Here is a 22,261-nt window from a genome sequence, read left to right as displayed (position 1 = left end):
AGTTAGAATGGCTAGAAAAACCCCATTAAATAGGATTAGGAATATTGGTATCGCCGCTCACATTGATGCCGGAAAAACCACCACTTCTGAAAGGATTTTATTCTATACAGGCGTGAGCCATAAGATTGGCGAAGTGCATGACGGCGCGGCGACAATGGATTGGATGGAGCAAGAAAAAGAAAGAGGGATCACGATCACTTCTGCGGCAACGACTTGCTTTTGGAAGGATCACCAAATCAATTTGATTGACACTCCAGGGCATGTGGATTTCACTATTGAAGTGGAACGATCCATGCGTGTGCTAGATGGTGCGGTTTCGGTGTTTTGCTCGGTTGGGGGCGTGCAACCTCAAAGCGAGACCGTGTGGCGTCAAGCGAATAAATACGGCGTGCCTAGGATTGTTTTTGTCAATAAAATGGATAGGATTGGGGCGAATTTCTATAATGTAGAAAACCAGATTAAGCTTCGCTTGAAAGCTAATCCTGTGCCTATTAATATCCCTATTGGGGCTGAAGACACTTTCATTGGCGTGATTGATTTAGTCCAAATGAAAGCGATTGTTTGGAATAATGAAACCATGGGGGCCAAATACGATGTGGAAGAAATCCCCAGCGATTTGTTAGAAAAGGCCAAACAATACCGAGAAAAGCTTGTAGAAGCCGTAGCCGAGCAAGATGAAGCCTTGATGGAAAAGTATTTGGGCGGTGAAGAATTGAGTATTGAAGAAATCAAAAAAGGCATTAAAACAGGTTGTTTGAACATGAGCCTTGTCCCTATGCTTTGTGGTTCTTCTTTTAAAAATAAAGGCGTGCAGACTTTATTAGACGCAGTCATTGATTACTTGCCAGCGCCTACGGAGGTTGTGGATATTAAGGGGATTGATCCAAAAACTGAAGAAGAAGTTTTTGTGAAATCCAGCGATGATGGCGAGTTTGCCGGTTTGGCGTTTAAAATCATGACGGATCCTTTTGTGGGCCAACTCACTTTTGTGCGCGTGTATCGCGGCAAGCTAGAGTCCGGTAGCTATGTGTATAACTCCACCAAAGACAAAAAAGAGCGCGTGGGAAGACTGCTTAAAATGCACTCCAACAAGAGGGAAGACATTAAAGAAGTTTATGCGGGCGAGATTTGCGCGTTTGTGGGCTTAAAAGACACGCTGACTGGGGATACGCTTTGCGATGAAAAGAATGCGGTAGTTTTAGAGAGGATGGAATTTCCTGAGCCAGTCATTCACATCGCTGTGGAGCCTAAAACGAAAGCAGACCAGGAAAAAATGGGCGTAGCGTTAGGCAAGCTTGCCGAAGAAGATCCAAGCTTTAGGGTGATGACTCAAGAAGAAACCGGGCAAACCCTCATTGGCGGCATGGGTGAATTGCACCTAGAAATCATCGTGGACAGGTTGAAAAGAGAATTTAAGGTGGAGGCTGAAATCGGTCAGCCGCAAGTCGCCTTTAGAGAGACTATCCGCTCAAGCGTGAGCAAAGAGCATAAATACGCTAAGCAAAGCGGTGGTCGTGGGCAATATGGGCATGTGTTTATCAAGCTTGAGCCTAAAGAGCCTGGCAGTGGGTATGAATTTGTGAATGAAATTTCTGGGGGCGTGATCCCTAAAGAATATATCCCTGCGGTGGATAAGGGTATCCAAGAAGCGATGCAAAATGGCGTTTTGGCAGGCTATCCGGTGGTGGATTTTAAGGTTACCCTTTATGATGGGAGCTACCATGATGTGGATTCTTCAGAAATGGCGTTTAAAATCGCTGGCTCTATGGCGTTTAAAGAAGCGAGTCGCGCGGCTAACCCGGTTTTACTAGAGCCTATGATGAAAGTGGAAGTGGAAGTCCCTGAAGAATACATGGGCGATGTGATTGGCGATTTGAATAGAAGAAGAGGGCAAATCAATTCTATGGACGACCGATTAGGCTTGAAAATCGTGAACGCTTTTGTGCCGTTGGTGGAAATGTTTGGTTATTCTACGGATTTACGATCAGCCACTCAAGGGCGTGGGACTTACTCTATGGAATTTGATCATTATGGTGAAGTGCCTAGCAATATCGCTAAGGAAATTGTAGAAAAGCGCAAAGGCTGATTTGATAATAACGCTCTTTTATTTTAGGGGGTGTTATAGGCACTATTTAAACTTTTTCTCTTTTGGGTTTAAAAAGACTTCTTGAGTATTTTTATCTCTTTTTATCTCTTTTAATGACCTTTTTTAGTTTGCTTATGAAATTGATTTTTGACTCTATTCTTGTCAAATAGGAGTAATTAAAACTTTTTAATTTTTTAAAAAATGGGATTTTGGTTACTTTGTTTTATAGTAAAGTTTATTTTCTTTATTTAAGACTTATTTTCTCAAGGAGATAGGGGGCATTTTGAAATAACTTTTTCTCTTAACACCCACAAGATCGCATTATAGGAAATTCCGCTTGACTCATAACAAGCTCTTTTGTATTCAATTTGTGCATGCGATCTATTGTGCCCCTTGAAGTCCTAGAAACCGCCTTAAAAAACGCTTTTGAGCGTTTTTATTTTTTAAGAAAAATGGCTGATTGCTCCCAGGCGTTTTTTATATAGCAAAACGCAATCTACAAATTTCTTTAGTGAAAATTTTATTTGTTTCTATTCGTTTACTTTTGAGAAATATAATTCTCTCGCTTTTAAGATCATCACAAGGAGTTTTCGTATGAAAAAGCAAATCTTGACAGGTGTTTTATTATCAGTTTTGGCAGTGAGTTCTGCATACGCTCACAAAGATAAAAAAGACGCCAAAAAACCTGAGTTAAGCTCTCAATTAGTGGCTCACAAAGATAAAAAAGACGCCAAAAAACCTGAGTTAAGCTCTCAATTAGTGGCTCACAAAGATAAAAAAGACGCCAAAAAACCTGAGTTAAGCTCTCAATTAGTGGCTCACAAAGATAAAAAAGACGCCAAAAAACCTGAGTTAAGCTCTCAATTAGTGGCTCACAAAGATAAAAAAGACGCCAAAAAACCTAAAAACTCAGTGGTCTAATGGCTTTGACTCCAAAAAAGCGTTTTTAAAAACGCTTTTTTGGATACTATCTTACCATATTTTTTAAAACCCTTGGTAGGATTTATCGCTCTTCTCACGCTTTCAAAAGTAAAGTTTAAATCTTTTACTAGTATTTTGTCAATACAGCTGTGTTTTTAAAAAAGTGCATAAAGGGCGTTAAGGCTTTTCTAAAAGAGTGTGAGCGGCTTCTAGGACTTCAAGGGGCGCGATAGATCGCATGCACAAGTGGTTTTTTTCATTCTTTAAAGGGCAAACTCGTTTCTTGCAGGGCGAACAGCTTAAATGGTGGTTCAATACGATCGCTTTTTGAGCTTTATAGGGGCGAGTCTCTTTTTCATCAGTGGGGCCAAAAAGAGCGATTAAGGGGGTTTGTGTGCTGGCAGCCACATGCATAGGGCCGCTATCGTTAGTGATGAATAAATCTAAAACAGCGATGCGTTCTATCAATTCTTCAATGCTTGTTTTCCCGCACAGATTGTAAGCGTTATGGAATAATAAAGGGTTTTTTAATGAGCCTTTGATGAGTTTTAAAATTTCTTCAGAAACGATAGCGTCTTCTTTAGCCCCAAAAAAATAAATTTCATGCCCTTCTTCTAACAAAACAGCAGAAACTTCAGCGTAATAAGAAGCTGGCCATCTTTTAGCGCTCCCATAGCTTGCACTAGGGTTAAAGCCGATTTTTTTAGGGGTGTTTGGGGTGTGAGCGGGGAGGTTAAAGGCCAGTTTTAAGGGTAAAACGCTTTTTTTATCCAATTCTTTTTCTAAAAATTGCGAAAACAAAAAGCAATACTTTTCCACTTGATGATACTCTTTAGGGGCAGGAGCGATCGCATGGCTGAGAAACAAAGAACGAAAAAATTGAGCAAAACCGATGCGAACGGGCGTTTTTGTCGCATAGAGCAAAAAAGCGGAATAAAAATGGTTGTTTAAAGTGATCGCTATATCGCAACGCCCTATTTTTTGAGCGAGTTTGTGAGTGGCTAGTAGCCTGAAAAAGGATTTTTTGGTGTCGTCTATAAAAACGGCCTCTATTTTTTCATCTTTTTTGAAAAGTTCGCAAGTGATTTGTGGGCCCACTAAGATAAAATGCGCGTTAGGGTAGTGGTGTTTAAGGGTGTAAAAGAGCGAGCTTGCCATCACCCCATCGCCTAACCAATTAGGCAAACGCAATAAAATACGCATGCGTTTGGGTGCATTTACGCTCATCAATAGCCCTTTTTTAAAGATTTTAAGCTAAAATTTTAGCATACAAATACAAGGAAATGGAATGATTACCCCTAAAGTGTTGAGCGGGTTTAAAGACCGCTTGCCTAAAGATGCGATACAAAAAGCCCAGTTGCTTGCGAAAGTTTCAGTCGTGTTTCAAAGTTTTGGTTTCGTGCCGATTGAAACCCCTCATTTGGAATACGCTGAAGCGCTACTACCTGATGCGAGCAGCGATATTCAAAAAGAAATTTATCGTTTTAAAGACCATGGGGATAGGGATGTGGCTTTAAGGTTTGATTTGACCGTGCCATTAGCCCGCTTTGTCTCTTTGCACCACCAAATATTAGGCATGCCCTTTAAACGCTACGCTATAGGCAATGTTTTTAGGGGCGAAAGGGCGCAAAAAGGGCGTTACAGGGAATTTACGCAATGCGATTTTGATTTTATAGGGAGCGAAAGTTTGGTGTGCGATGCTGAGATCATTCAAGTGATTATCGCTTCTTTAAAAGCCTTGGATTTAGAAGATTTTTGCGTCTCTATCAACCACAGAAAAATTTTGAACGGGATATGCGAATATTTTGGAATCTCTCAAGTGAATGAAGTGTTGCGTATTGTGGATAAATTAGAAAAAATTGGCTTGAATGGGGTTGAAGAAGAATTAAAAAAAGAGTGCGATTTAGATTCAAACACCATTAAAGAGCTTTTAGAAATGGTTCAAATCCAACAAAACGATTTAAGCCATGCGGAATTTTTTGAAAAAATTGCTTATTTGAAAGACTATAATGAAAATCTAAAAAAAGGCATACAAGACTTAGAAAGGCTATACCAGTTGCTAGGGGATTTGCAAATTTCTCAAAACCTGTATAAAATTGATTTTTCTATCGCTAGGGGGTTAGGGTATTATACAGGGATTGTGTATGAAACCACGCTTAATGAAATGAAGTCTTTAGGGAGCGTGTGTTCAGGGGGTCGTTACGATCATTTGACTAAAAATTTTTCTAAAGAAAATTTACAAGGGGTGGGGGCTTCTATTGGGATTGATCGATTGATTGTGGCTTTGAGTGAAATGCAATTATTAGACGAGCGCTCCACCCAAGCTAAAGTCTTAATCGCTTGCATGCATGAAGAGTATTTTTCTTATGCAAACCGCTTAGCGGAGTCTTTAAGGCAAAGCGGGATTTTTAGCGAAGTCTATCCAGAAGCTCAAAAAATCAAAAAACCCTTTTCTTATGCTAACCATAAAGGGCATGAGTTCGTGGCTGTCATTGGCGAAGAAGAATTTAAAAGCGAAACCTTAAGCTTGAAAAACATGCATTCAGGCATGCAGTTGAATTGCTTGAGTTTTTTAAAAGCCCTTGAAATCATTGGAGAAAACGATGAAGACTTATAATGTCGCCATTGTTGGGGCTAGTGGGGCGGTAGGGCAAGAGCTGATTAAGGGTTTAGAAAATTCTTCTTTCCCTATTAAAAAATTTGTCCCGCTCGCTAGCGCTAGGAGTGCTGGTAAAAAGATTAAAGCTTTCCATAAAGACTATGAAATTTTAGAAACCACGCATGAAGTTTTTGAAAAAGAAAAAATAGACATCGCCTTTTTTAGCGCTGGGGGGAGCGTGAGCGAAGAATTTGCTACAAGCGCTTCAAAAACTGCATTAGTGATTGATAACACGAGCTTTTTTAGATTGGATAAAAAAGTGCCTTTAGTCGTGCCTGAAATCAACGCTAAAGAAATTTTTAACGCTCCTTTAAATATCATCGCTAACCCTAATTGCTCTACCATTCAAATGACGCAAATTTTAAACCCCTTACACCTTCATTTTAAGATAAAAAGCGTTATTGTTAGCACCTATCAAGCTGTGAGTGGGGCAGGGAATAAGGGCATAGAGAGTTTAAAAAGTGAGCTAAAAACCGCATTAGAGTGTTTGGAAAAAGATCCCGCTATTGATTTAAACCAGGTTTTGCGAGCCGGGGCTTTCGCTTACCCGATCGCTTTCAATGCGATCGCTCATATTGACACTTTTAAGGAGAATGGTTACACGAAAGAAGAGCTAAAAATGGTGCATGAAACCCATAAGATCATGGGCGTGGATTTCCCTATCAGCGCGACTTGCGTGCGCGTGCCGGTATTGAGGAGTCATAGCGAGAGTTTGAGTATCGCTTTTGAAAAAGAATTCGATCTTAAAGAAGTCTATGAAGTTTTAAAAAACGCCCCTAGCGTAATTGTTTGCGATGATCCTAGCCATAACCTCTACCCCACGCCCTTAAAAGCGAGCCACACGGATAGCACCTTTATAGGGCGCTTGAGGAAAGATTTGTTTGATAAGAAAACCTTGCATGGCTTTTGCGTGGCGGATCAATTAAGAGTGGGGGCAGCCACCAACGCGCTCAAAATCGCCATGCATTACATTAAGAACGCTTAGTTTTAGTCAAGCGGTAATTCTTTAAAAAGCGTTATTAGAGGGTTAGAGGGGATTGTTCTAAAACCCTTATCCCCTTAAGGAAATGAGTTTTATTAAAAATGAAGCAACTAAAACCCCATTTTTTAAAAATCAAGGCTTTAGTTGTCGGTATTCAATAAAACAGCGTTAGCGTTATTAAGTAACTTTCTTATTCAAACATATCCAACAATTCAGGTGATGTCTGGTATTGGTATTTGAAGTCATTACCTTTAAAGTGGTAAGCCCCCTCAAAGATTTGAGCGGTCAATACATTTTTGATTTGTGGTAACTTCACATTTTTAAGTGCTTCTCTTGGGATTTCTACCACTAATTGATTAAACGCTTGGTCGCTTAAAGGGTTATCAATATCAAAAATGAAACTCAATGTGTTGTGGAGTGAATTGTAGGTGATTTTGTCAATCAACGCATAATTTAGTCTAACGCCCTCCGCTTGCTCTATGGCGGTTACGATGCTTTTAGATAGTCTTGGGCTGATATTGTTAAGTTGTGTCGCTAAATCTGTCGGTGAGATAAAACAATAACCTGCATCGGTGTCTATGGTGTTAGCAAGCACTTTAGCAATTAGTGTCTTACTTACTTTTTTACCTTTTAGCATAGCATTGACAACCTTACGCACTTTAATATTGTGGTTATAGCTTGCTCTATAACTTTTGCTTGTGATACATTTTAGTTTTTCTCTTCTAAAAACAGCTTGTCGTTCCCAACTTTCTATATCGTCCATAAAGAACAATTTTTGATAACCATTAGCCCTAGAACAAGTCTGTCTATCTCTAATACTAGCTTTAACCAAGTTTGCGACCTCTAGTCTTTCATCAAAGTCTTTAGGGAGCTTCATAGCGGTTATTTTAGACTTAACAACCAAGTCCTCAAAGGTTACGCCATATTTGTCTTTTTCAGGGTGTTTCTTAAAGAATGTATAGACTTGGTCTTTTAATCTTGTGAGAGCGTTTGGTAAATCACTAGGTGTGGAGAATGTAATGTTATCAAATGTAGCCCATACATCGCCAATATCATTTGGTAGTGTGCTTACCAATTCCACTTGATACCTGTCGTTTTGAAGCACAATAGCGTTCTCACAATAGCAAATCGCCTCTTGGTCAAAATGTCTCCCTAATAAAAGTAACTCGCTCGCCAAATCAAATGATAAACTCATAGGTTGGTGTGAGAATACAAAGAAACTAACTTCTTTGTCTGGTAACATAGCGTCATTAGTGTTTTCTTTCCAATAATCTGTTACTTGTAGATAACCTAAAAAGTGTCGTTTTTTGTCTAATAGAGATTTTAGCTCTTGCGTTCTTTTAATATTGTCTTTTCTAGTGTAGCGGTATCTTTTGACAAATTTATCGCTAGACATAAAGTCCCTCATTGTGGCTTTGCTGTCTAAAAACTTATCAACATAGCCCTCACCTAGCACACTAACCAAAATTTCATAAATCTCCCCAACTAAAGTCTCATATTTAGGGAGAACTTTACCTTGTGGCATAAAGAAGTCTTTAACTTTAATGGGTTGTGTAGCTTTTTCTTTCACTTGAGCTAAATAGAGTTTTGTTATCTTGTCGTTTTTACTAGGTGTCAATCCACTCTTATAAGCACTCATCAACAAAGCTCTTTGGTCGCTATCAAAATCTTTAACAAAAGCGTCTTTAAAATGTCTAGTCGCAGAGATAGTTCCAAAAGGTAGTCCGCTTTTGATTTTCTTAAGAATATTACCAAGACTAGTGGCTTCAATTGTAGAGCCTTTAATAGTCGTTGTGTTTTGTTCTCTTTTAAGTCGTGAGAGTTCATCGCCAAAGGCATCTAATGTCGCTCTTAAAGATAGTCCCTCTTTTACCTTTACTCTAGGTCTAGTTGATTTAGCTAGTCTTTTAGCTTCTAATTCTTTATCAATAGCCTTTGTCAAAGAATAATCTCTTGTTCTGTTCTCTGTCTTACCATTTTCAAATTCTAAAAAGTCGTAACTCAATAGCATTTTGTGTCCTTTCGCTTTAAATTGATTTTAACCGCTCTTTTGTTAGAGAATGATAGTTATATCTAACTTTAGATAAAAATTGATTGTAGCCCATTTTAAGCCTTGTATTCCATATAAGATTTTATCAAATCTTTAGCAAACGCTTTCAATTCATTAAGAGAATGATAGTCTCTCTTTTGACAATACCAATTCACTTTAGCTTGTGTGGTTGCAATTTTTAGCGGTGTTTTATAAAAATGGTTTTGATCTCCCCCTTTATAAAAGAGGGAGTTTTCATTTTAATAGGTCTTTAGCGGGTCTCAGCTGAGCTTTTAATGATCACGGTGTTGTAGTCAGGCTGGACGGGGCGTTGGTTAGGCGAATTTTTCATGCGTTTTTTGATTTCAGCCAATTGTTTGGCGGAGACTTCCAAAGGCTCTTCTATGACAAACCATGCCACCCCTTCTGTGCAAGGAGGAGCGGTGAGAGAGCCGTTAAAATGGTAGTAATTGATGCTTTTAGGTAAGAAAGCGTCTAAAGCCACTTCTTTAAAATTCTGTTTCTTTTGAATGCCTTCTAAAATAGGATCAAGGTTGGGGTTTTCTTTCCCTTCTTCAAAACCTATCGCTAACACTAACAAACGCCCTTTAGCGTCTTTATGCACGAAATGCACGCTCAAAGGCCTGGTTTTATTATTGATTAAAAACTCCATAGGGGCGTGGAAATGCACATTATCCAGCACATAATCATGCCCTCTATAATTAATGTGGTTAGTCGGCTCAAACGAAGCTTTTAAAGTGTGGTGGGTGAAAAAGACCGCTTTAGGCTTAGAAGCGGCGTATTTGAATTGCAAATCGGCTTTATCTTGCGTGTGGTAGTAATGCTCAATGTTGATGGGCGATTGGCTTTTACCGCTTTTGCACACTTCAAAATCTTTGTGCAATTTGTCCCAGCGGTGCGGGCCATTTTCTTTATTTTTATAATCCCAATGGGTGTTTTCAGCGCCTATAAGAGAAGCCGTAAGCGCTAAAGCGATCAAAAAAGTTTTTTTCATTTTAATTATCCTTTGTTCTAAAATTCTAAAATATTAAAAAGCAATTAATTCTAGCGCCTAATCAATAATGACCGCAGTTACAAAAAATATATTGGTTAAAAGTTGGAAATGGTTTTAAATTCTGTTTTATATGGTAACAACTCTATTAAATTTTAATGCGCCTATGGAGCGGAAATATTTGTTTCAACCACCCCCCAATTTACAAGCGATTAAAATTTTTGTCTTATACTCCAAGTTTTCAAATGGAATAAAATTTAACCCCTTAAGATTTAAATGATGATAACCAAACAATCGTATCAAAGATTCGCCTTAATGCGGGTTTTTGTGTTTTCGCTTTCGGCGTTTATTTTTAACACCACGGAGTTTGTCCCTGTCGCGCTCTTATCAGATATTGCGAAAAGCTTTGAAATGGAGAGCGCAACAGTGGGGCTTATGATCACTGCTTATGCATGGGTGGTGTCTCTTGGCTCATTGCCTTTGATGCTGCTTAGTGCTAAAATTGAAAGGAAACGCTTATTGCTTTTTCTTTTCGCCCTTTTTATTCTCAGCCATATCCTTTCAGCGTTGGCGTGGAATTTTTGGGTGCTACTCATTTCCCGTATGGGTATCGCTTTTGCCCACTCTATTTTTTGGTCCATCACGGCTTCTTTAGTTATTCGTGTCGCACCAAGAAATAAAAAACAACAGGCCTTAGGGTTGTTAGCGTTAGGGAGTTCGTTAGCGATGATTTTAGGGTTGCCGCTTGGGAGGATCATTGGGCAAATTCTAGATTGGCGCTCTACTTTTGGCGTGATCGGGGGCGTTGCGGCTCTTATAATGCTGCTTATGTGGAAATTGCTCCCACATCTACCCAGTAAAAACGCAGGCACGCTCGCAAGTGTCCCTATATTAATGAAACGCCCGCTTTTAATGGGGATTTATTTGCTTGTGATCATGGTTATTTCTGGACATTTCACCACTTATAGCTATATTGAGCCTTTTATCATTCAAATCAGCCAATTTTCCCCTGACATTACGACGCTAATGTTGTTTGTGTTTGGGTTAGCAGGCGTGGCGGGGAGTTTTTTATTCGGTCGTTTGTATGCAAAAAATTCAAGAAAATTTATCGCTTTTGCAATGATTTTAGTCATTTGCCCGCAACTCTTGCTTTTTGTGTTTAAAAACTTGGAGTGGGTGGTTTTCTTACAAATTTTCTTATGGGGGATTGGGATCACTTCACTCACCATTGCGTTGCAAATGAGGGTGTTACAGCTCGCACCGGATGCCACGGATGTCGCGAGCGCGATTTTTTCGGGGAGCTATAATGTGGGGATTGGATCAGGAGCGCTGTTTGGCAGTATTGTGATCCACCAATTAGGGCTAGGGTATATTGGCTTTGTGGGTGGGGCTTTAGGTTTGTTGGCGCTATTTTGGCTTAGATTCATTACGATAAAGTTTAAAAAAACATAAAGAGCGTTAAAAGGATTAACCCAATAAAGGAAATCCCTTTCGCACTAAAAACCATTTTTTAAAATTTAATGATACGGCTTAATAACCGCGCTAACGGATAGATTGTCTCTCTTTTTATGTTAAAATAGAAAAATTTGTCATAAATTTTAAGCGGTGTGTTTTAAATGCTCAAAAAAAAGATTGATTTGCATAAAGATTCGATAAGAAAGCTCTTTTTTTATTATTTTATCCCTTTAGCTTTTTCTATGATTTCACTTTCCACTTATTCTATGATAGATGGCATGTTTGTGGGCAAGAAACTGGGTAAAGAAGCGATCGCTGCGGTCAATATCGCATGGCCTATTTTTCCAGGGCTCATTGCGTATGAATTGCTTTTTGGTTTTGGGGCAGCGAGTATTGTGGGGTATTTTTTGGGTCAAAATAAAACCCATAGGGCTAGGCTTGTGTTTAGCAGCGTGTTTTATTTTGTCGCTCTAAGCGCCTTTATTTTGAGCATGGCGTTATTGCCTTTTAGTGAAACTATCGCGCGTTTTTTTGGGAGCAATGACGCTTTGTTGAGCATGTCCAAACGCTACATTGAAATCATTTTAATGGGCGCGGTTTTTATGGTTTTGCACCCTTTGGCGGATGTTTTTGTGGTGAATGACAAACGCCCCATTTTAGCGATGGTAGCGATGCTGGTTGGCTCGTTAGCGAATATCTTTTTCAACTACTTGTTTATTTTTGTTTTAAAAGTGGGGGTTCAAGGCAGCGCGATAGCCACCGTGATAGGGCATGCGATAGGGGTTTTAGTCTTGATGCAGCATTTTTGGTTTAAAAAAGGGCAATTGTATTTCATCAAACGATTTTCCTTGTCTTCAGTCATTTCTTCAGCTAAAAGCGGCGTGCCTCAAAGCACGGCAGAATTTAGCGCTTCTGTTATGATTTTGTTGTTTAATACCGCTATCATGCACACGGCTGGGGAAAGGTTTGTGAGCATGTATGGGATCGTTATGTATAATGCGATTATCTTTTTTACGACTTTGTTTGCGATTTCTCAAGGCATCCAACCGATCGCGAGCTTTAGCTATGGGGCTAGAAATTTAGAGCGCGTGAAAGAGGCGTTTGTCTTTGGTTTGAAAGCAGCGTTTTGTATAGGGATTGTTTTCTATGGCGTTTATTATTTCTTAGATGAATTTTTAATCAAGCTTTATTTGCAGCTAAGCGAACAAGACCCCCTTTTTATACAAGAGACTAAAAGAGCGATGAATATTTATTATGTTGGCTATGTTTTTTTAGGCATGACTTTGTTGTGTGCGGTGTTTTTCCAATCCATCCAACGCACCAAAAGTTCGTTTATCATCACCCTTTCGCACACGCTGGGGTTTATGGTTATTTTATTGCCGATTTTAAGCCATTTCTATGGGATTAATGGCGTTTGGGTAACTTACCCTATCGCGCAATTTTTAGCGTTTTTAGTAGCGTTAGGGGTAACTTATTATGAAATCAAAAAAGGGGTTTTTACCCCTTATAAAGAGAAAAACCCTATCGCTTTGAAAACTTAACCAATAAATAAGGTAAAATTAAGACATGCATGCAGAATTTTTCACTTTCGCGCTCATCATGCTTTTAATTGTGATGGCCCCCTATATGTCTAGAATCTCTCGTTTGCCCATCACGGTCGTGGAGATTTTATTTGGGTCTGTTGGGGCGTATGTGGGTTTTATTGAGCCAACTAAAGGCTTTGAAATCATGTCCGAAATTGGCTTTTTGTTTTTAATGTTTTTATGCGGTTTGGAAGTGGAGATTTATTTGTTTAAAAAATTAGGGGTTTCTCTTTTAAAACGCATTTTTGCTTATCTGTTGATTTTATACACGCTTTCATTCATCCTTACTTTTAGCCTTAATTTAGAGCCTATTTTTATGGTGATTTTCCCTATTATCAGTTTGGGCATGATCATGACTTTAGTCAAAGATTATCGTAAAGAGATTTTGTGGCTTGATTTGGTTTTAAAAGTGGGCGTTATTGGGGAATTGTTAAGCATTTTTGGTTTGGTGGTCGTGGATGGGGTGTATTCGCATGGTTTGGGCATGGATTTGATTAAAGATTTAGGCATTCTCATTGTTTTTTTAATCTTAATTATCGTGGCGTTTCAAATCTTTAAAACTTTGTTTTGGTGGTTCCCGCATTTAAAGCTTTTTGTGATGCCTAAAAGCAGTCAGTTTAACCAAGATGTGCGTTTTTCGCTCATGCTCTTTTTTTCCTTGGTTGCGATCGTGGTGTGGCTCAAAATAGAAATGGTTTTAGGGGCGTTTCTAGCGGGGTTAGTCGTTTCTACTTTTTTCCCTCACAAATCAGAATTGATCCACAAGCTCAATGATGTGGGTTTTGGGTTTTTTGTGCCTTTGTTTTTCATCCATGTAGGCTCTACTTTAGACTTAAAATTAGTATTTTTAAACCCGCATTTGATTCTCCAAGGGATATTGATTGTCATAGCGATGTTGAGTTTGCACTTAATCACTTCAACCTTATTGTGGCGCAAATACTTTAAAGAAGCTAAGCATTTATTTTCATTCGCTTTAGGGGCTTCTATGCCTTTAACTTTTTTAGTAACCACCGCAGCAGTAGGCTTAAAAGCGCAAGCGATCTCACAAAACACCTACTACGCATTGCTCATGGCGGCTATTTTTGAAGGGGTATCATTCACGATTGCGATCAAAATACTCAACAAAAAAGCTTAAATGAAAGCTTAAGCGTCTAAATACTTAGCGTCGCTAAAGCTGTTCGCTTGAACATTGTTGAATGCGTTTTCTAAGCTGTCAAAGAAACGAGGGTGCAAGTTTTGCATTTCTTTTAAGAAATTTTTGGTGGCTAATCGCGCGATAGGAGGCTTATCAGAGGTGGGCTGTTTGGCTGGGCAATTGCAATCAGGGGCGACTGGGATATTTTGAGAAGTGACAAAATGAATGCTGCTGACTTCTCGAACCTTAATCAAAGGACGGATCACCAATAAGCCGTTTTCAGCCCTATAAATGGGGGGCATGCTCCTCAAACTCCCGTTATAAGTGAAATTCATAAAAAAGCTCTCCACCGCATCATCTAAATGGTGCGCGATAGCGACTTTATTATAGCCTTCTTCTAAAGCCTTAGAATACAAAGTCCCTCTCCTCAAACGAGAACAAAACGAACAAAATGAGCTTTTTTCACGGCGTTTTTCGTTGATCGTGGCAGCGATTTGGGTGTAAATGATCTCATGCTCAATGCCTTGCTCTTGGCACAAATCGCTCAACCATTTCAAATCTTCGCCCAAACCATAATGCACGGTAACCGCTTTAAAATCAAATTTGAAAGGGGCATGTTTTTGCATCCTGGCTAAGATGCAAGCGAGCATGATAGAATCCTTGCCTCCACTCAATCCTAATAAGACTTTATCGCCTTCTTCTATGAGTTTGTAAGTGGCGTTGGTCTTGCCTACAATGTGTAAGACTTTTTTAGAAATTTCATAGGCCATTTTTGATCCTTGATGGTTTTATTTTCTAAAGCTTTGCGCTAAGTGAATGATTTCTTCTTCGCTAATGTGATCGGAATTATATTTCACAATAATGATTTCTTCGCTAATATTGACATACCATTCAATGATTTTGTCTCCTAAAGTTTCAAATTGTTCCTCATTGTAAGCGTCTAAGGGGAAATAGACATTTTTTTGCTTGGAAGGGTTATGGAGTAAAAAGAGCGATAGCCCCCAAATAAGCCCTAAAGCTACAACGATTAAGCTTGTGTTAGAAACGCCTAAATGATGATAGCTTAACCCTCCGCTCACGCCCCCAACAAAGCTCCCTAAATAGCCAAAAGTAGTGAATTGCCCTAAAACCTTGCCTTTTTCATGCACTTTGGCGAATTTAGACGCTAAAGATTGCATGATAGGCTCTAAGGTGGCAAAACCAATAAAGAAAAACGCCACCCCAACAATAAAAAGCCATAAATATTTCCCTAAAAAGCTAGAGTCGGCTAAAAACAAGCACAAATAACTCACAATAAACAACAATACGCCAGAAAGCATCACCCCTTTAGGCTTATTGTATTTTTCAGCCATAACGCTCGCTACTCCCATGCTTAAAACCCCTAATAAGGCTCCAGGCACATACACCAAGATCAAAAAGCTTTCATCTTTATAAAATTCATTCACTAAGGCTAAGGGGATCAGCACAAAAATAAGCGTCATGAACGCTTTTTCAAAAAAAGAGCTTAGATACAAAAGATACAAGGCTTTAGAGTTGGGTTGATAAGCTTTTATGTTTTTGATCTGGTAAGAAATTTTAGGGGCGTCTTTGACTTTTAAAAGCATCAATAAACTCAATAAAGTTAAGATCGTAGTGAGTAAAAAGAGCCATTTTGCCCCCCCAAAAAACGCCACAACCCCAGGGCCAATCGCCATGCTTATAGTGAAGCTAATGAAAATAAACGCCCCCATGATCGCCATGGCTTTGGTGCGCTCTTCTTCTTTCACTTCATCAGCCACCATCGCACTAATAACCCCCCCTAAAGCCCCCATGCCTTGAATGAAACGCCCTATAACGAGCGTAATAATATCATTCGCCATAAAGCACACTAACGAGCCGGCTAAAAACAACAACAAGCACACCATAACCACCACTTTACGGCCTATCTTATCGCTAAGAATGCCCATGGGGGTTTGAAAAACAATTTGCGTAAGATACGCTCCGCCCACAGCCAACCCCACGAGTAAGGGACTGCTTGAATGGAAACTATCCGCATACAAACTAATGACCGGCAAAACAATAAAAAGCCCCAAAAACCGCAACGACGACACTAACGCTAATGGAAAAATTTTCTTAAACATGCGGGTTATTTTACAAGAAAATATCTAATTTTTATCATTAATTTAGGGAAATAGGACTGATAATAAAAGTTTAATTTTAATGGATTTTTAAGAAAATTTTTTGTATAATCCTATTCTTTTATTTTTTGTCAAGGTAGCTCAGCTGGTTTAGAGCGCTGGTCTCATAAGCCGGAGGTCGGGGGTTCAAGTCCCCCTCTTGACACCATGATTTGATTTAATCTTCATTTAATATCCGTTTAATCTTTTTTTTAGCAAAACTAAACTACAATAGCCTTGCATCTTTTAATTTCTTACATTAGGGATTTGACGATGATTTTTAGCTCTCTTTTTAGTGTTGTAGGGATGGCGGTGCTTTTTCTTATTGCTTGGGTGTTTTCTGGCAATAAAAGGGCTATTAATTATCGCACGATTATTAGCGCGTTTGTGATCCAGGTGGCTTTAGGGGCGTTGGCTTTATATGTGCCTTTGGGTAGGGAAATGCTGCAAGGCTTAGCTAGTGGCATACAAAGCGTGATTTCTTACGGCTATGAAGGGGTGCGTTTTTTATTTGGCAATCTCGCTCCAAACGCTAAGGGCGATCAAGGGATAGGAGGCTTTATTTTTGCGATCAATGTTTTAGCGATCATTATCTTTTTTGCTAGCTTGATTTCACTTCTATATTATTTAAAAATCATGCCTTTAGTCATCAATCTCATCGGTGGGGCGTTGCAAAAATGCTTAGGCACTTCTAAAGCAGAAAGCATGAGCGCAGCGGCTAATATTTTTGTAGCGCACACAGAAGCGCCCTTAGTCATTAAACCTTATTTGAAAAGCATGAGCGATTCAGAGATTTTTGCGGTCATGTGCGTGGGCATGGCTAGCGTTGCGGGGCCTGTGTTAGCCGGGTATGCGAGCATGGGCATTCCTTTGCCTTATTTAATAGCCGCATCGTTTATGTCCGCTCCTGGGGGGTTGTTGTTCGCTAAAATCATTTACCCGCAAAACGAAACCATTTCTAGCCATGCAGATGTTTCTGCAGAAAAGCATGTCAATGCCATAGAAGCTATCGCTAATGGGGCAAGCACAGGGCTAAATTTAGCCTTGCATGTGGGAGCGATGCTTTTAGCCTTTGTGGGAATGCTCGCGCTCATTAACGGGCTTTTAGGGGTTGTAGGGGGGTTTTTAGGCATGGAGCATTTGTCTTTAGGGTTGATTTTAGGCACGCTCTTAAAACCCTTAGCCTTTATGCTAGGCATTCCTTGGAGTCAGGCTGGGATTGCCGGAGAAATCATAGGCATTAAAATTGCGCTCAATGAATTTGTGGGCTATATGCAATTTTTGCCTTATTTGGGCGATAACCCTCCTTTAATCTTGAGCGAGAAAACTAAAGCGATCATCACTTTTGCGTTGTGCGGGTTTGCTAACTTAAGCTCAGTCGCTATGCTCATTGGAGGGCTTGGCAGTTTAGTGCCTAAAAAGAAGGATCTCATTATAAGGCTTGCTTTAAAAGCGGTGCTTGTAGGCACGCTTTCTAATTTCATGAGCGCGACTATCGCCGGGTTATTCATAGGACTAAACGCTCATTAAAAGGACAAAACATGCAAAAAAGAGTAATAATCTTATTATTAGATTCTTTTGGTATAGGGGCTAGCGAAGACGCTAAAGATTTTGGCGATTTGGGGGCGAACACTTTAGGCAATATCGCTAAGGCTTGTTTTAATAACTTGGCTAATTCTAACGATCGCAATGGGGCTTTGAAACTGCCTTATTTAGAGAGTTTGGGTTTAGGTTTGAGCGCTTTAAAAGTCGCAAATGAATTGCCCTTAGGCTTTGAATTGAAACCCAATTTAATAGGGGCTTACACTTATGCACAAGAACTTTCTAGCGCTAAGGATACGATTTCTGGACATTGGGAGATGATGGGTGCGCCCGTTCTTTTTGAATGGGGGTATTTTAAAGACAAAACCCATTCGTTTCCTAAAGAAATTTTAGATGAAATCATGCACAAAACTAAGATTAAGGGCTATTTAGGGAATTGCCACGCATCAGGGACAGAAATCATTAAAGATTTAGGCGAAAAGCATTTAGAAACTTTATACCCCATTTTTTACACTTCAGCGGATTCGGTGTTTCAAATCGCTGCACATGAAGAAAAGTTTGGGCTGGATAATTTATACGCTCTTTGTGAAGAAGCGTTTCAAATTCTAGAGCCTTTAAAGATCGCCAGAGTGATCGCACGCCCCTTTATTGGCGCAAATAGAGAGAGTTTCAAACGCACCGCTAATCGCAAAGACTATGCGATAAAGCCCCATAAAAAATTGCTTTTTGAAACATTCATTGAAGAAAAGCAAGGCGAAGTCATCAGCATTGGAAAAATCGCTGATATTTACGCTCATGTGGGGATCACTCAAAAATTCAAAGCCGGTAGTTTAATGGAATTATGCGATGTTACTTTAGAGCGAGTCAAAAACGCCCCAAACAACAGCTTGATTTTTACGAATTTTGTGCATTTTGATAGCGATTATGGGCATCGGCGCGATGTTAGCGGGTATGCTAACGCTTTAGAGTATTTTGATATGCGCTTAAAAGAGATTTTAGACAATTTAAGGGAAAACGATTTGCTCATTCTTTGTGCCGATCATGGGTGTGATCCTAGCTTTAAAGGCACCGATCACACACGAGAATACATTCCTGTTTTGTTCTATCACAAGGATTTACAACCAGCCTTTTTAGGCAAGAGCGATTCGTTTGCGGATATTGGGCAGAGTATCGCTCACTTTTTGGGATTAAGCCCCCTAGATTATGGCAAAAACTTATTAAACTTTAAAGGACAACCATGACCCCTCACATCAACGCTAAAATCGGCGATTTTTATCCTCAATGCCTTTTATGCGGCGATCCCTTAAGGGTGAGCTACATTGCAAAAAAATTTTTACAAGACGCTAAAGAGATCACGAATGTGCGTAACATGCTAGGCTTTAGCGGGAAGTATAAGGGTAAGGGGATTTCTTTAATGGGGCATGGCATGGGCATTGCGTCATGCACGATTTATGTTACCGAACTCATTAAAACCTATCAGGTTAAAGAGCTTTTAAGGATTGGCACTTGCGGGGCGATTAGCCCAAAAGTTGGTCTGAAAGACATTATCATGGCCACTGGAGCTTCAACGGATTCTAAAACCAATCGGGTGCGTTTTTTAAACCACGATTTGAGCGCAACGCCTGATTTTGAATTGAGTTTAAGAGCGTATCAAACAGCAAAGCGTTTGGGTATTGATTTGAAAGTGGGTAATGTTTTTTCAAGCGATTTTTTCTATTCTTTTGAAACGCATGCCTTTGATTTGATGGCCCAATACAACCATTTGGCTATTGAAATGGAAGCGGCAGGGTTATACGCCACGGCGATGGAATTGAGTGCTAAGGCTTTATGCTTATGCTCGGTTTCAGATCACTTAATCACTAAAGAAGCCTTAAGCCCTAAAGAAAGGGTAGAGAGCTTTGATAACATGATAATTTTGGCTTTAGAGATGATGAGTTAGCCTTTTTTGCCCCCATAAGTTAAGGATAAAATTTAAAGGAAAACCCTTAAAGCTAAAAGCCTTAAGGGAACTTTGGAAAAACTAAAGCTATCGTTTTACAGAAACTTCGTTTTACAAAACTATCGCTTCAATAAAACAACAACTTTACACCCCAAAAACGAAATTTCAAGGTATAATGTTTTCCAAGAGTTTTTGCCATGTTTGGTAACCATGACAAACTCCTTTTATGGATTTATCCCCATAATCCGACTTATGGGGGTGTTTATTTTACAACAATCTTTCTAAAAACCAAATCCCAATCAAATAAAAACACTCTTAAAAGCTTGATTGAGCGCGTCAAAACACCCTAAAACTTTTTTTGAAATCCAATAAATTTGTGGTAAAATTAAACGCATTGTAAATAAATTCTCATTTTGATACATTTTTTGCAATAAAACATTACTTTAAGGAACATCTTATGAAAAAAACGAAAAAAACGATTCTACTTTCTCTAACTCTTGCGGCATCACTCTTGCATGCTGAAGACAACGGCGTTTTTTTAAGCGTGGGTTATCAAATCGGTGAAGCGGTTCAAAAAGTGAAAAACGCCGACAAGGTGCAAAAACTTTCAGACGCTTATGAACAATTAAGCCGGCTTTTAACCAACGATAATGGCACAAACTCAAAGACAAGCGCGCAAGCGATCAACCAAGCGGTTAATAATTTGAACGAACGCGCAAAAACTTTAGCCGGTGGGACAACCAATTCCCCTGCCTATCAAGCCACGCTTTTAGCGTTGAGATCGGTGTTAGGGCTATGGAATAGCATGGGTTATGCGGTCATATGCGGAGGCTATACCAAAAGTCCAGGCGAAAACAATCAAAAAAATTTCCACTACACCGATGAGAATGGCAACGGCACTACAATCAATTGCGGTGGGAGCACAAATAGTAATGGCACTCATAGTTCTAATGGCACAAATACATTAAAAGCAGACAAAAATGTCTCTCTATCTATTGAGCAATATGAAAAAATCCATGAATCCTATCAGATTCTTTCAAAAGCTTTAAAACAAGCTGGGCTTGCTCCTTTAAATAGCAAAGGGGAAAAATTAGAAGCGCATGTAACCACATCAAAGTATCAACAAGATGATCAAACTAAAACGACAACTTCTGTTATTGATACGACTAATGATGCGCAAAATCTTTTGACTCAAGCGCAAACGATTGTCAATACCCTTAAAGATTATTGCCCCATGTTGATAGCGAAATCTAGTAGTGGAAGTAGTGGCGGAGCTACTACAAACACCCCTTCATGGCAAACAGCCGGTGGCGGCAAAAATTCATGTGCGACTTTTGGTGCGGAGTTTAGTGCCGCTTCAGACATGATTAATAATGCGCAAAAAATCGTTCAAGAAACCCAACAACTCAGCGCCAACCAACCAAAAAATATCACACAACCCCATAATCTCAACCTTAACACCCCTAGCAGTCTTACGGCTTTAGCTCAAAAAATGCTCAAAAACGCACAATCTCAAGCAGAAATTTTAAAACTAGCCAATCAAGTGGAGAGCGATTTTAACAAACTTTCTTCAGGCCATCTTAAAGACTACATAGGGAAATGCGATGCGAGCGCTATAAGCAGTGCGAATATGACAATGCAAAATCAAAAGAACAATTGGGGGAACGGGTGTGCTGGCGTGGAAGAAACTCAGTCTTTATTAAAAACAAGCACCGCTGATTTTAACAACCAAACGCCTCAAATCAATCAAGCGCAAAACCTAGCCAACACCCTTATTCAAGAACTTGGCAACAACCCTTTTAGGAATATGGGCATGATCGCTTCTTCAACCACGAATAACGGAGCGATGAATGGCCTTGGGGTGCAAGTGGGTTATAAGCAATTTTTTGGAGAAAAGAAAAGATGGGGGTTAAGGTATTATGGTTTCTTTGATTACAACCACGCCTATATCAAATCCAATTTCTTTAACTCGGCTTCTGATGTGTGGACTTATGGGGTGGGTAGCGATTTGTTGTTTAATTTCATCAATGATAAAAACACCAATTTCTTAGGCAAGAATAACCAGATTTCTTTTGGGCTTTTTGGAGGAATCGCCTTAGCAGGGACTTCATGGCTTAATTCTCAATTCGTGAATTTAAAAACCATCAGCAATGTCTATAGCACTAAAGTGAATACGGCTAACTTCCAATTTTTATTCAATTTGGGCTTGAGAACCAATCTCGCTAGACCTAAGAAAAAAGATAGTCATCATGCAGCTCAACATGGCATGGAATTGGGCGTGAAAATCCCTACCATTAACACGAATTACTATTCTTTTCTAGACACTAAACTAGAATATAGGAGGCTTTATAGTGTGTACCTCAATTATGTGTTTGCTTATTAAAAGCTCTCTTTTTTAAAAAAAAAGGGGGGGGGTTAAACTTCTAAAAAACCTAAAAATTTTCAAAAAAATAGTTATTAAACCTAAAAAATGAAATTTTAAGGTATAATGTTTCCGCCATTTTTATTTTTCGTTTTTAGTTTTCCATGGCAAACTCCTTTTTAGAATTTACCCCCATAATCGCTCTTATGGGGGTTATTTTGCAACAATCTTTTCAAATTTAAAAAACGCTCTCAAAAACCATTAAAGAGTGAAATTACCTTACAAGATGAGCTTTTTTGCGATTTTTATTAAAACGATTATTTTTTAGCGGAGTTTTTCTAAAAAAAGGGTTTTTTACTCACTTCTTTTGATTGAAACAACACAATCAAGAATCTTAAGG

At 39.2% G+C, this 22,261-nt stretch carries 17 protein-coding genes and 1 tRNA gene; 13 read left to right on the top strand and 5 right to left on the bottom strand.

The features are described 5' to 3' along the window. Positions 1-7: 7 nt before the first annotated feature. Positions 8-2,086 (top strand): elongation factor G, encoded by a 2,079-nt coding sequence (gene fusA / locus HPOKI112_RS06065; RefSeq protein ID WP_000101825.1) that lies wholly within the window; start codon positions 8-10, stop codon positions 2,084-2,086. 594 nt (positions 2,087-2,680) lie between these two features. Then, complete coding sequence (locus HPOKI112_RS06060; RefSeq protein WP_000744163.1) at positions 2,681-3,007, top strand: hypothetical protein; 327 nt, start codon at positions 2,681-2,683, stop codon at positions 3,005-3,007. Positions 3,008-3,184: 177 nt separating this feature from the next. On the opposite strand, the gene waaF is transcribed toward HPOKI112_RS06060, so the two are convergent. After that, positions 3,185-4,234 (bottom strand): lipopolysaccharide heptosyltransferase II, encoded by a 1,050-nt coding sequence (gene waaF / locus HPOKI112_RS06055; protein WP_025309962.1) that lies wholly within the window; start codon positions 4,232-4,234, stop codon positions 3,185-3,187. Between the two features lie 61 nt (positions 4,235-4,295). On the opposite strand from waaF, the gene hisS reads away from it, so the two are divergent. Together hisS and asd are read left to right on the top strand one after the other, a co-directional pair. Beyond that, positions 4,296-5,624, top strand: coding sequence for a histidine--tRNA ligase (gene hisS / locus HPOKI112_RS06050; protein ID WP_015428190.1), 1,329 nt, complete (start codon positions 4,296-4,298; stop codon positions 5,622-5,624). Beyond that, entirely contained in the window at positions 5,611-6,651 is a 1,041-nt protein-coding gene (gene asd / locus HPOKI112_RS06045; RefSeq protein WP_025277092.1) for an aspartate-semialdehyde dehydrogenase, read from the top strand. The genes hisS and asd overlap by 14 nt, the downstream gene beginning before the upstream one ends. Positions 6,652-6,838: 187 nt before the next feature. Here the strand turns inward: asd and HPOKI112_RS06040 are convergent, their stop codons facing one another. Beyond that, positions 6,839-8,659 (bottom strand): hypothetical protein, encoded by a 1,821-nt coding sequence (locus tag HPOKI112_RS06040; protein WP_025276284.1) that lies wholly within the window; start codon positions 8,657-8,659, stop codon positions 6,839-6,841. Between the two features lie 289 nt (positions 8,660-8,948). After that, a complete protein-coding gene (locus tag HPOKI112_RS06035; RefSeq protein ID WP_025276283.1) occupies positions 8,949-9,692 on the bottom strand; it encodes a carbonic anhydrase in 744 nt (247 codons plus the stop codon). Between the two features lie 273 nt (positions 9,693-9,965). On the opposite strand from HPOKI112_RS06035, the gene HPOKI112_RS06030 reads away from it, so the two are divergent. The 3 genes from HPOKI112_RS06030 to HPOKI112_RS06020 all read left to right on the top strand — a co-directional run bounded on the left by HPOKI112_RS06030 (position 9,966) and on the right by HPOKI112_RS06020 (position 13,862). After that, positions 9,966-11,141: a sugar transporter gene (locus tag HPOKI112_RS06030; protein ID WP_025276282.1), complete on the top strand. Its 1,176-nt coding sequence runs from the start codon at positions 9,966-9,968 to the stop codon at positions 11,139-11,141. Positions 11,142-11,305: 164 nt separating this feature from the next. After that, on the top strand, positions 11,306-12,685 hold the full coding sequence (locus HPOKI112_RS06025; RefSeq protein WP_025277090.1) for an HP1184 family multidrug efflux MATE transporter: 1,380 nt from the start codon (positions 11,306-11,308) through the stop codon (positions 12,683-12,685). Positions 12,686-12,710: 25 nt separating this feature from the next. Further along, positions 12,711-13,862 (top strand): cation:proton antiporter, encoded by a 1,152-nt coding sequence (locus HPOKI112_RS06020; RefSeq protein ID WP_025309961.1) that lies wholly within the window; start codon positions 12,711-12,713, stop codon positions 13,860-13,862. Between the two features lie 8 nt (positions 13,863-13,870). Here the strand turns inward: HPOKI112_RS06020 and HPOKI112_RS06015 are convergent, their stop codons facing one another. After that, the gene (locus HPOKI112_RS06015; protein ID WP_025309960.1) at positions 13,871-14,632 is read right to left on the bottom strand and encodes a tRNA 2-thiocytidine biosynthesis TtcA family protein; all 762 of its coding nucleotides are present in this window, start codon (positions 14,630-14,632) and stop codon (positions 13,871-13,873) included. Between the two features lie 18 nt (positions 14,633-14,650). Beyond that, positions 14,651-15,943: an MFS transporter gene (locus tag HPOKI112_RS06010; RefSeq protein ID WP_327062195.1), complete on the bottom strand. Its 1,293-nt coding sequence runs from the start codon at positions 15,941-15,943 to the stop codon at positions 14,651-14,653. A gap of 166 nt (positions 15,944-16,109) precedes the next feature. Here HPOKI112_RS06010 and HPOKI112_RS06005 point away from each other — a divergent pair. From HPOKI112_RS06005 to hopQ, 6 genes are all read left to right on the top strand, one after another. Further along, positions 16,110-16,187 (top strand) — tRNA-Met (locus HPOKI112_RS06005). Positions 16,188-16,291: 104 nt separating this feature from the next. Continuing rightward, positions 16,292-17,548 carry a NupC/NupG family nucleoside CNT transporter gene (locus HPOKI112_RS06000; protein WP_025309959.1) on the top strand — a complete coding sequence of 419 codons (1,257 nt, stop codon included), beginning with the start codon at positions 16,292-16,294 and terminating at the stop codon, positions 17,546-17,548. A gap of 11 nt (positions 17,549-17,559) precedes the next feature. Continuing rightward, a complete protein-coding gene (locus tag HPOKI112_RS05995) occupies positions 17,560-18,801 on the top strand; it encodes a phosphopentomutase (RefSeq protein WP_025309958.1) in 1,242 nt (413 codons plus the stop codon). Then, positions 18,798-19,499, top strand: a complete 702-nt coding sequence (deoD, locus tag HPOKI112_RS05990) for a purine-nucleoside phosphorylase (RefSeq protein WP_025276277.1) — start codon at positions 18,798-18,800, stop codon at positions 19,497-19,499. Before HPOKI112_RS05995 ends, deoD begins: the two co-directional genes overlap by 4 nt. A 72-nt stretch (positions 19,500-19,571) precedes the next feature. After that, positions 19,572-19,784 carry a hypothetical protein gene (locus HPOKI112_RS08630; protein ID WP_327062194.1) on the top strand — a complete coding sequence of 71 codons (213 nt, stop codon included), beginning with the start codon at positions 19,572-19,574 and terminating at the stop codon, positions 19,782-19,784. A 172-nt stretch (positions 19,785-19,956) separates the two neighbouring features. Next, entirely contained in the window at positions 19,957-21,882 is a 1,926-nt protein-coding gene (hopQ, locus tag HPOKI112_RS05985) for a Hop family adhesin HopQ (protein WP_025309759.1), read from the top strand. The last annotated feature ends 379 nt before the right edge of the window (positions 21,883-22,261 follow it).

Source organism: Helicobacter pylori oki112 (genome assembly GCF_000600085.1).
Taxonomy (GTDB): Bacteria; Campylobacterota; Campylobacteria; order Campylobacterales; family Helicobacteraceae; genus Helicobacter; species Helicobacter pylori_CY.
This window is presented reverse-complemented; position numbering and strand designations above follow the sequence as displayed.

Coding starts and splice junctions, on each gene's coding strand:
- fusA (WP_000101825.1), top strand. CDS start 8: ATGGCTAGAAAAACCCCATTAAATAGGATTAGGAATATTGGTATCGCC.
- HPOKI112_RS06060 (WP_000744163.1), top strand. CDS start 2,681: ATGAAAAAGCAAATCTTGACAGGTGTTTTATTATCAGTTTTGGCAGTG.
- waaF (WP_025309962.1), bottom strand. CDS start 4,234: ATGAGCGTAAATGCACCCAAACGCATGCGTATTTTATTGCGTTTGCCT.
- hisS (WP_015428190.1), top strand. CDS start 4,296: ATGATTACCCCTAAAGTGTTGAGCGGGTTTAAAGACCGCTTGCCTAAA.
- asd (WP_025277092.1), top strand. CDS start 5,611: ATGAAGACTTATAATGTCGCCATTGTTGGGGCTAGTGGGGCGGTAGGG.
- HPOKI112_RS06040 (WP_025276284.1), bottom strand. CDS start 8,659: ATGCTATTGAGTTACGACTTTTTAGAATTTGAAAATGGTAAGACAGAG.
- HPOKI112_RS06035 (WP_025276283.1), bottom strand. CDS start 9,692: ATGAAAAAAACTTTTTTGATCGCTTTAGCGCTTACGGCTTCTCTTATA.
- HPOKI112_RS06030 (WP_025276282.1), top strand. CDS start 9,966: ATGATGATAACCAAACAATCGTATCAAAGATTCGCCTTAATGCGGGTT.
- HPOKI112_RS06025 (WP_025277090.1), top strand. CDS start 11,306: ATGCTCAAAAAAAAGATTGATTTGCATAAAGATTCGATAAGAAAGCTC.
- HPOKI112_RS06020 (WP_025309961.1), top strand. CDS start 12,711: ATGCATGCAGAATTTTTCACTTTCGCGCTCATCATGCTTTTAATTGTG.
- HPOKI112_RS06015 (WP_025309960.1), bottom strand. CDS start 14,632: ATGGCCTATGAAATTTCTAAAAAAGTCTTACACATTGTAGGCAAGACC.
- HPOKI112_RS06000 (WP_025309959.1), top strand. CDS start 16,292: ATGATTTTTAGCTCTCTTTTTAGTGTTGTAGGGATGGCGGTGCTTTTT.
- HPOKI112_RS05995 (WP_025309958.1), top strand. CDS start 17,560: ATGCAAAAAAGAGTAATAATCTTATTATTAGATTCTTTTGGTATAGGG.
- deoD (WP_025276277.1), top strand. CDS start 18,798: ATGACCCCTCACATCAACGCTAAAATCGGCGATTTTTATCCTCAATGC.
- hopQ (WP_025309759.1), top strand. CDS start 19,957: ATGAAAAAAACGAAAAAAACGATTCTACTTTCTCTAACTCTTGCGGCA.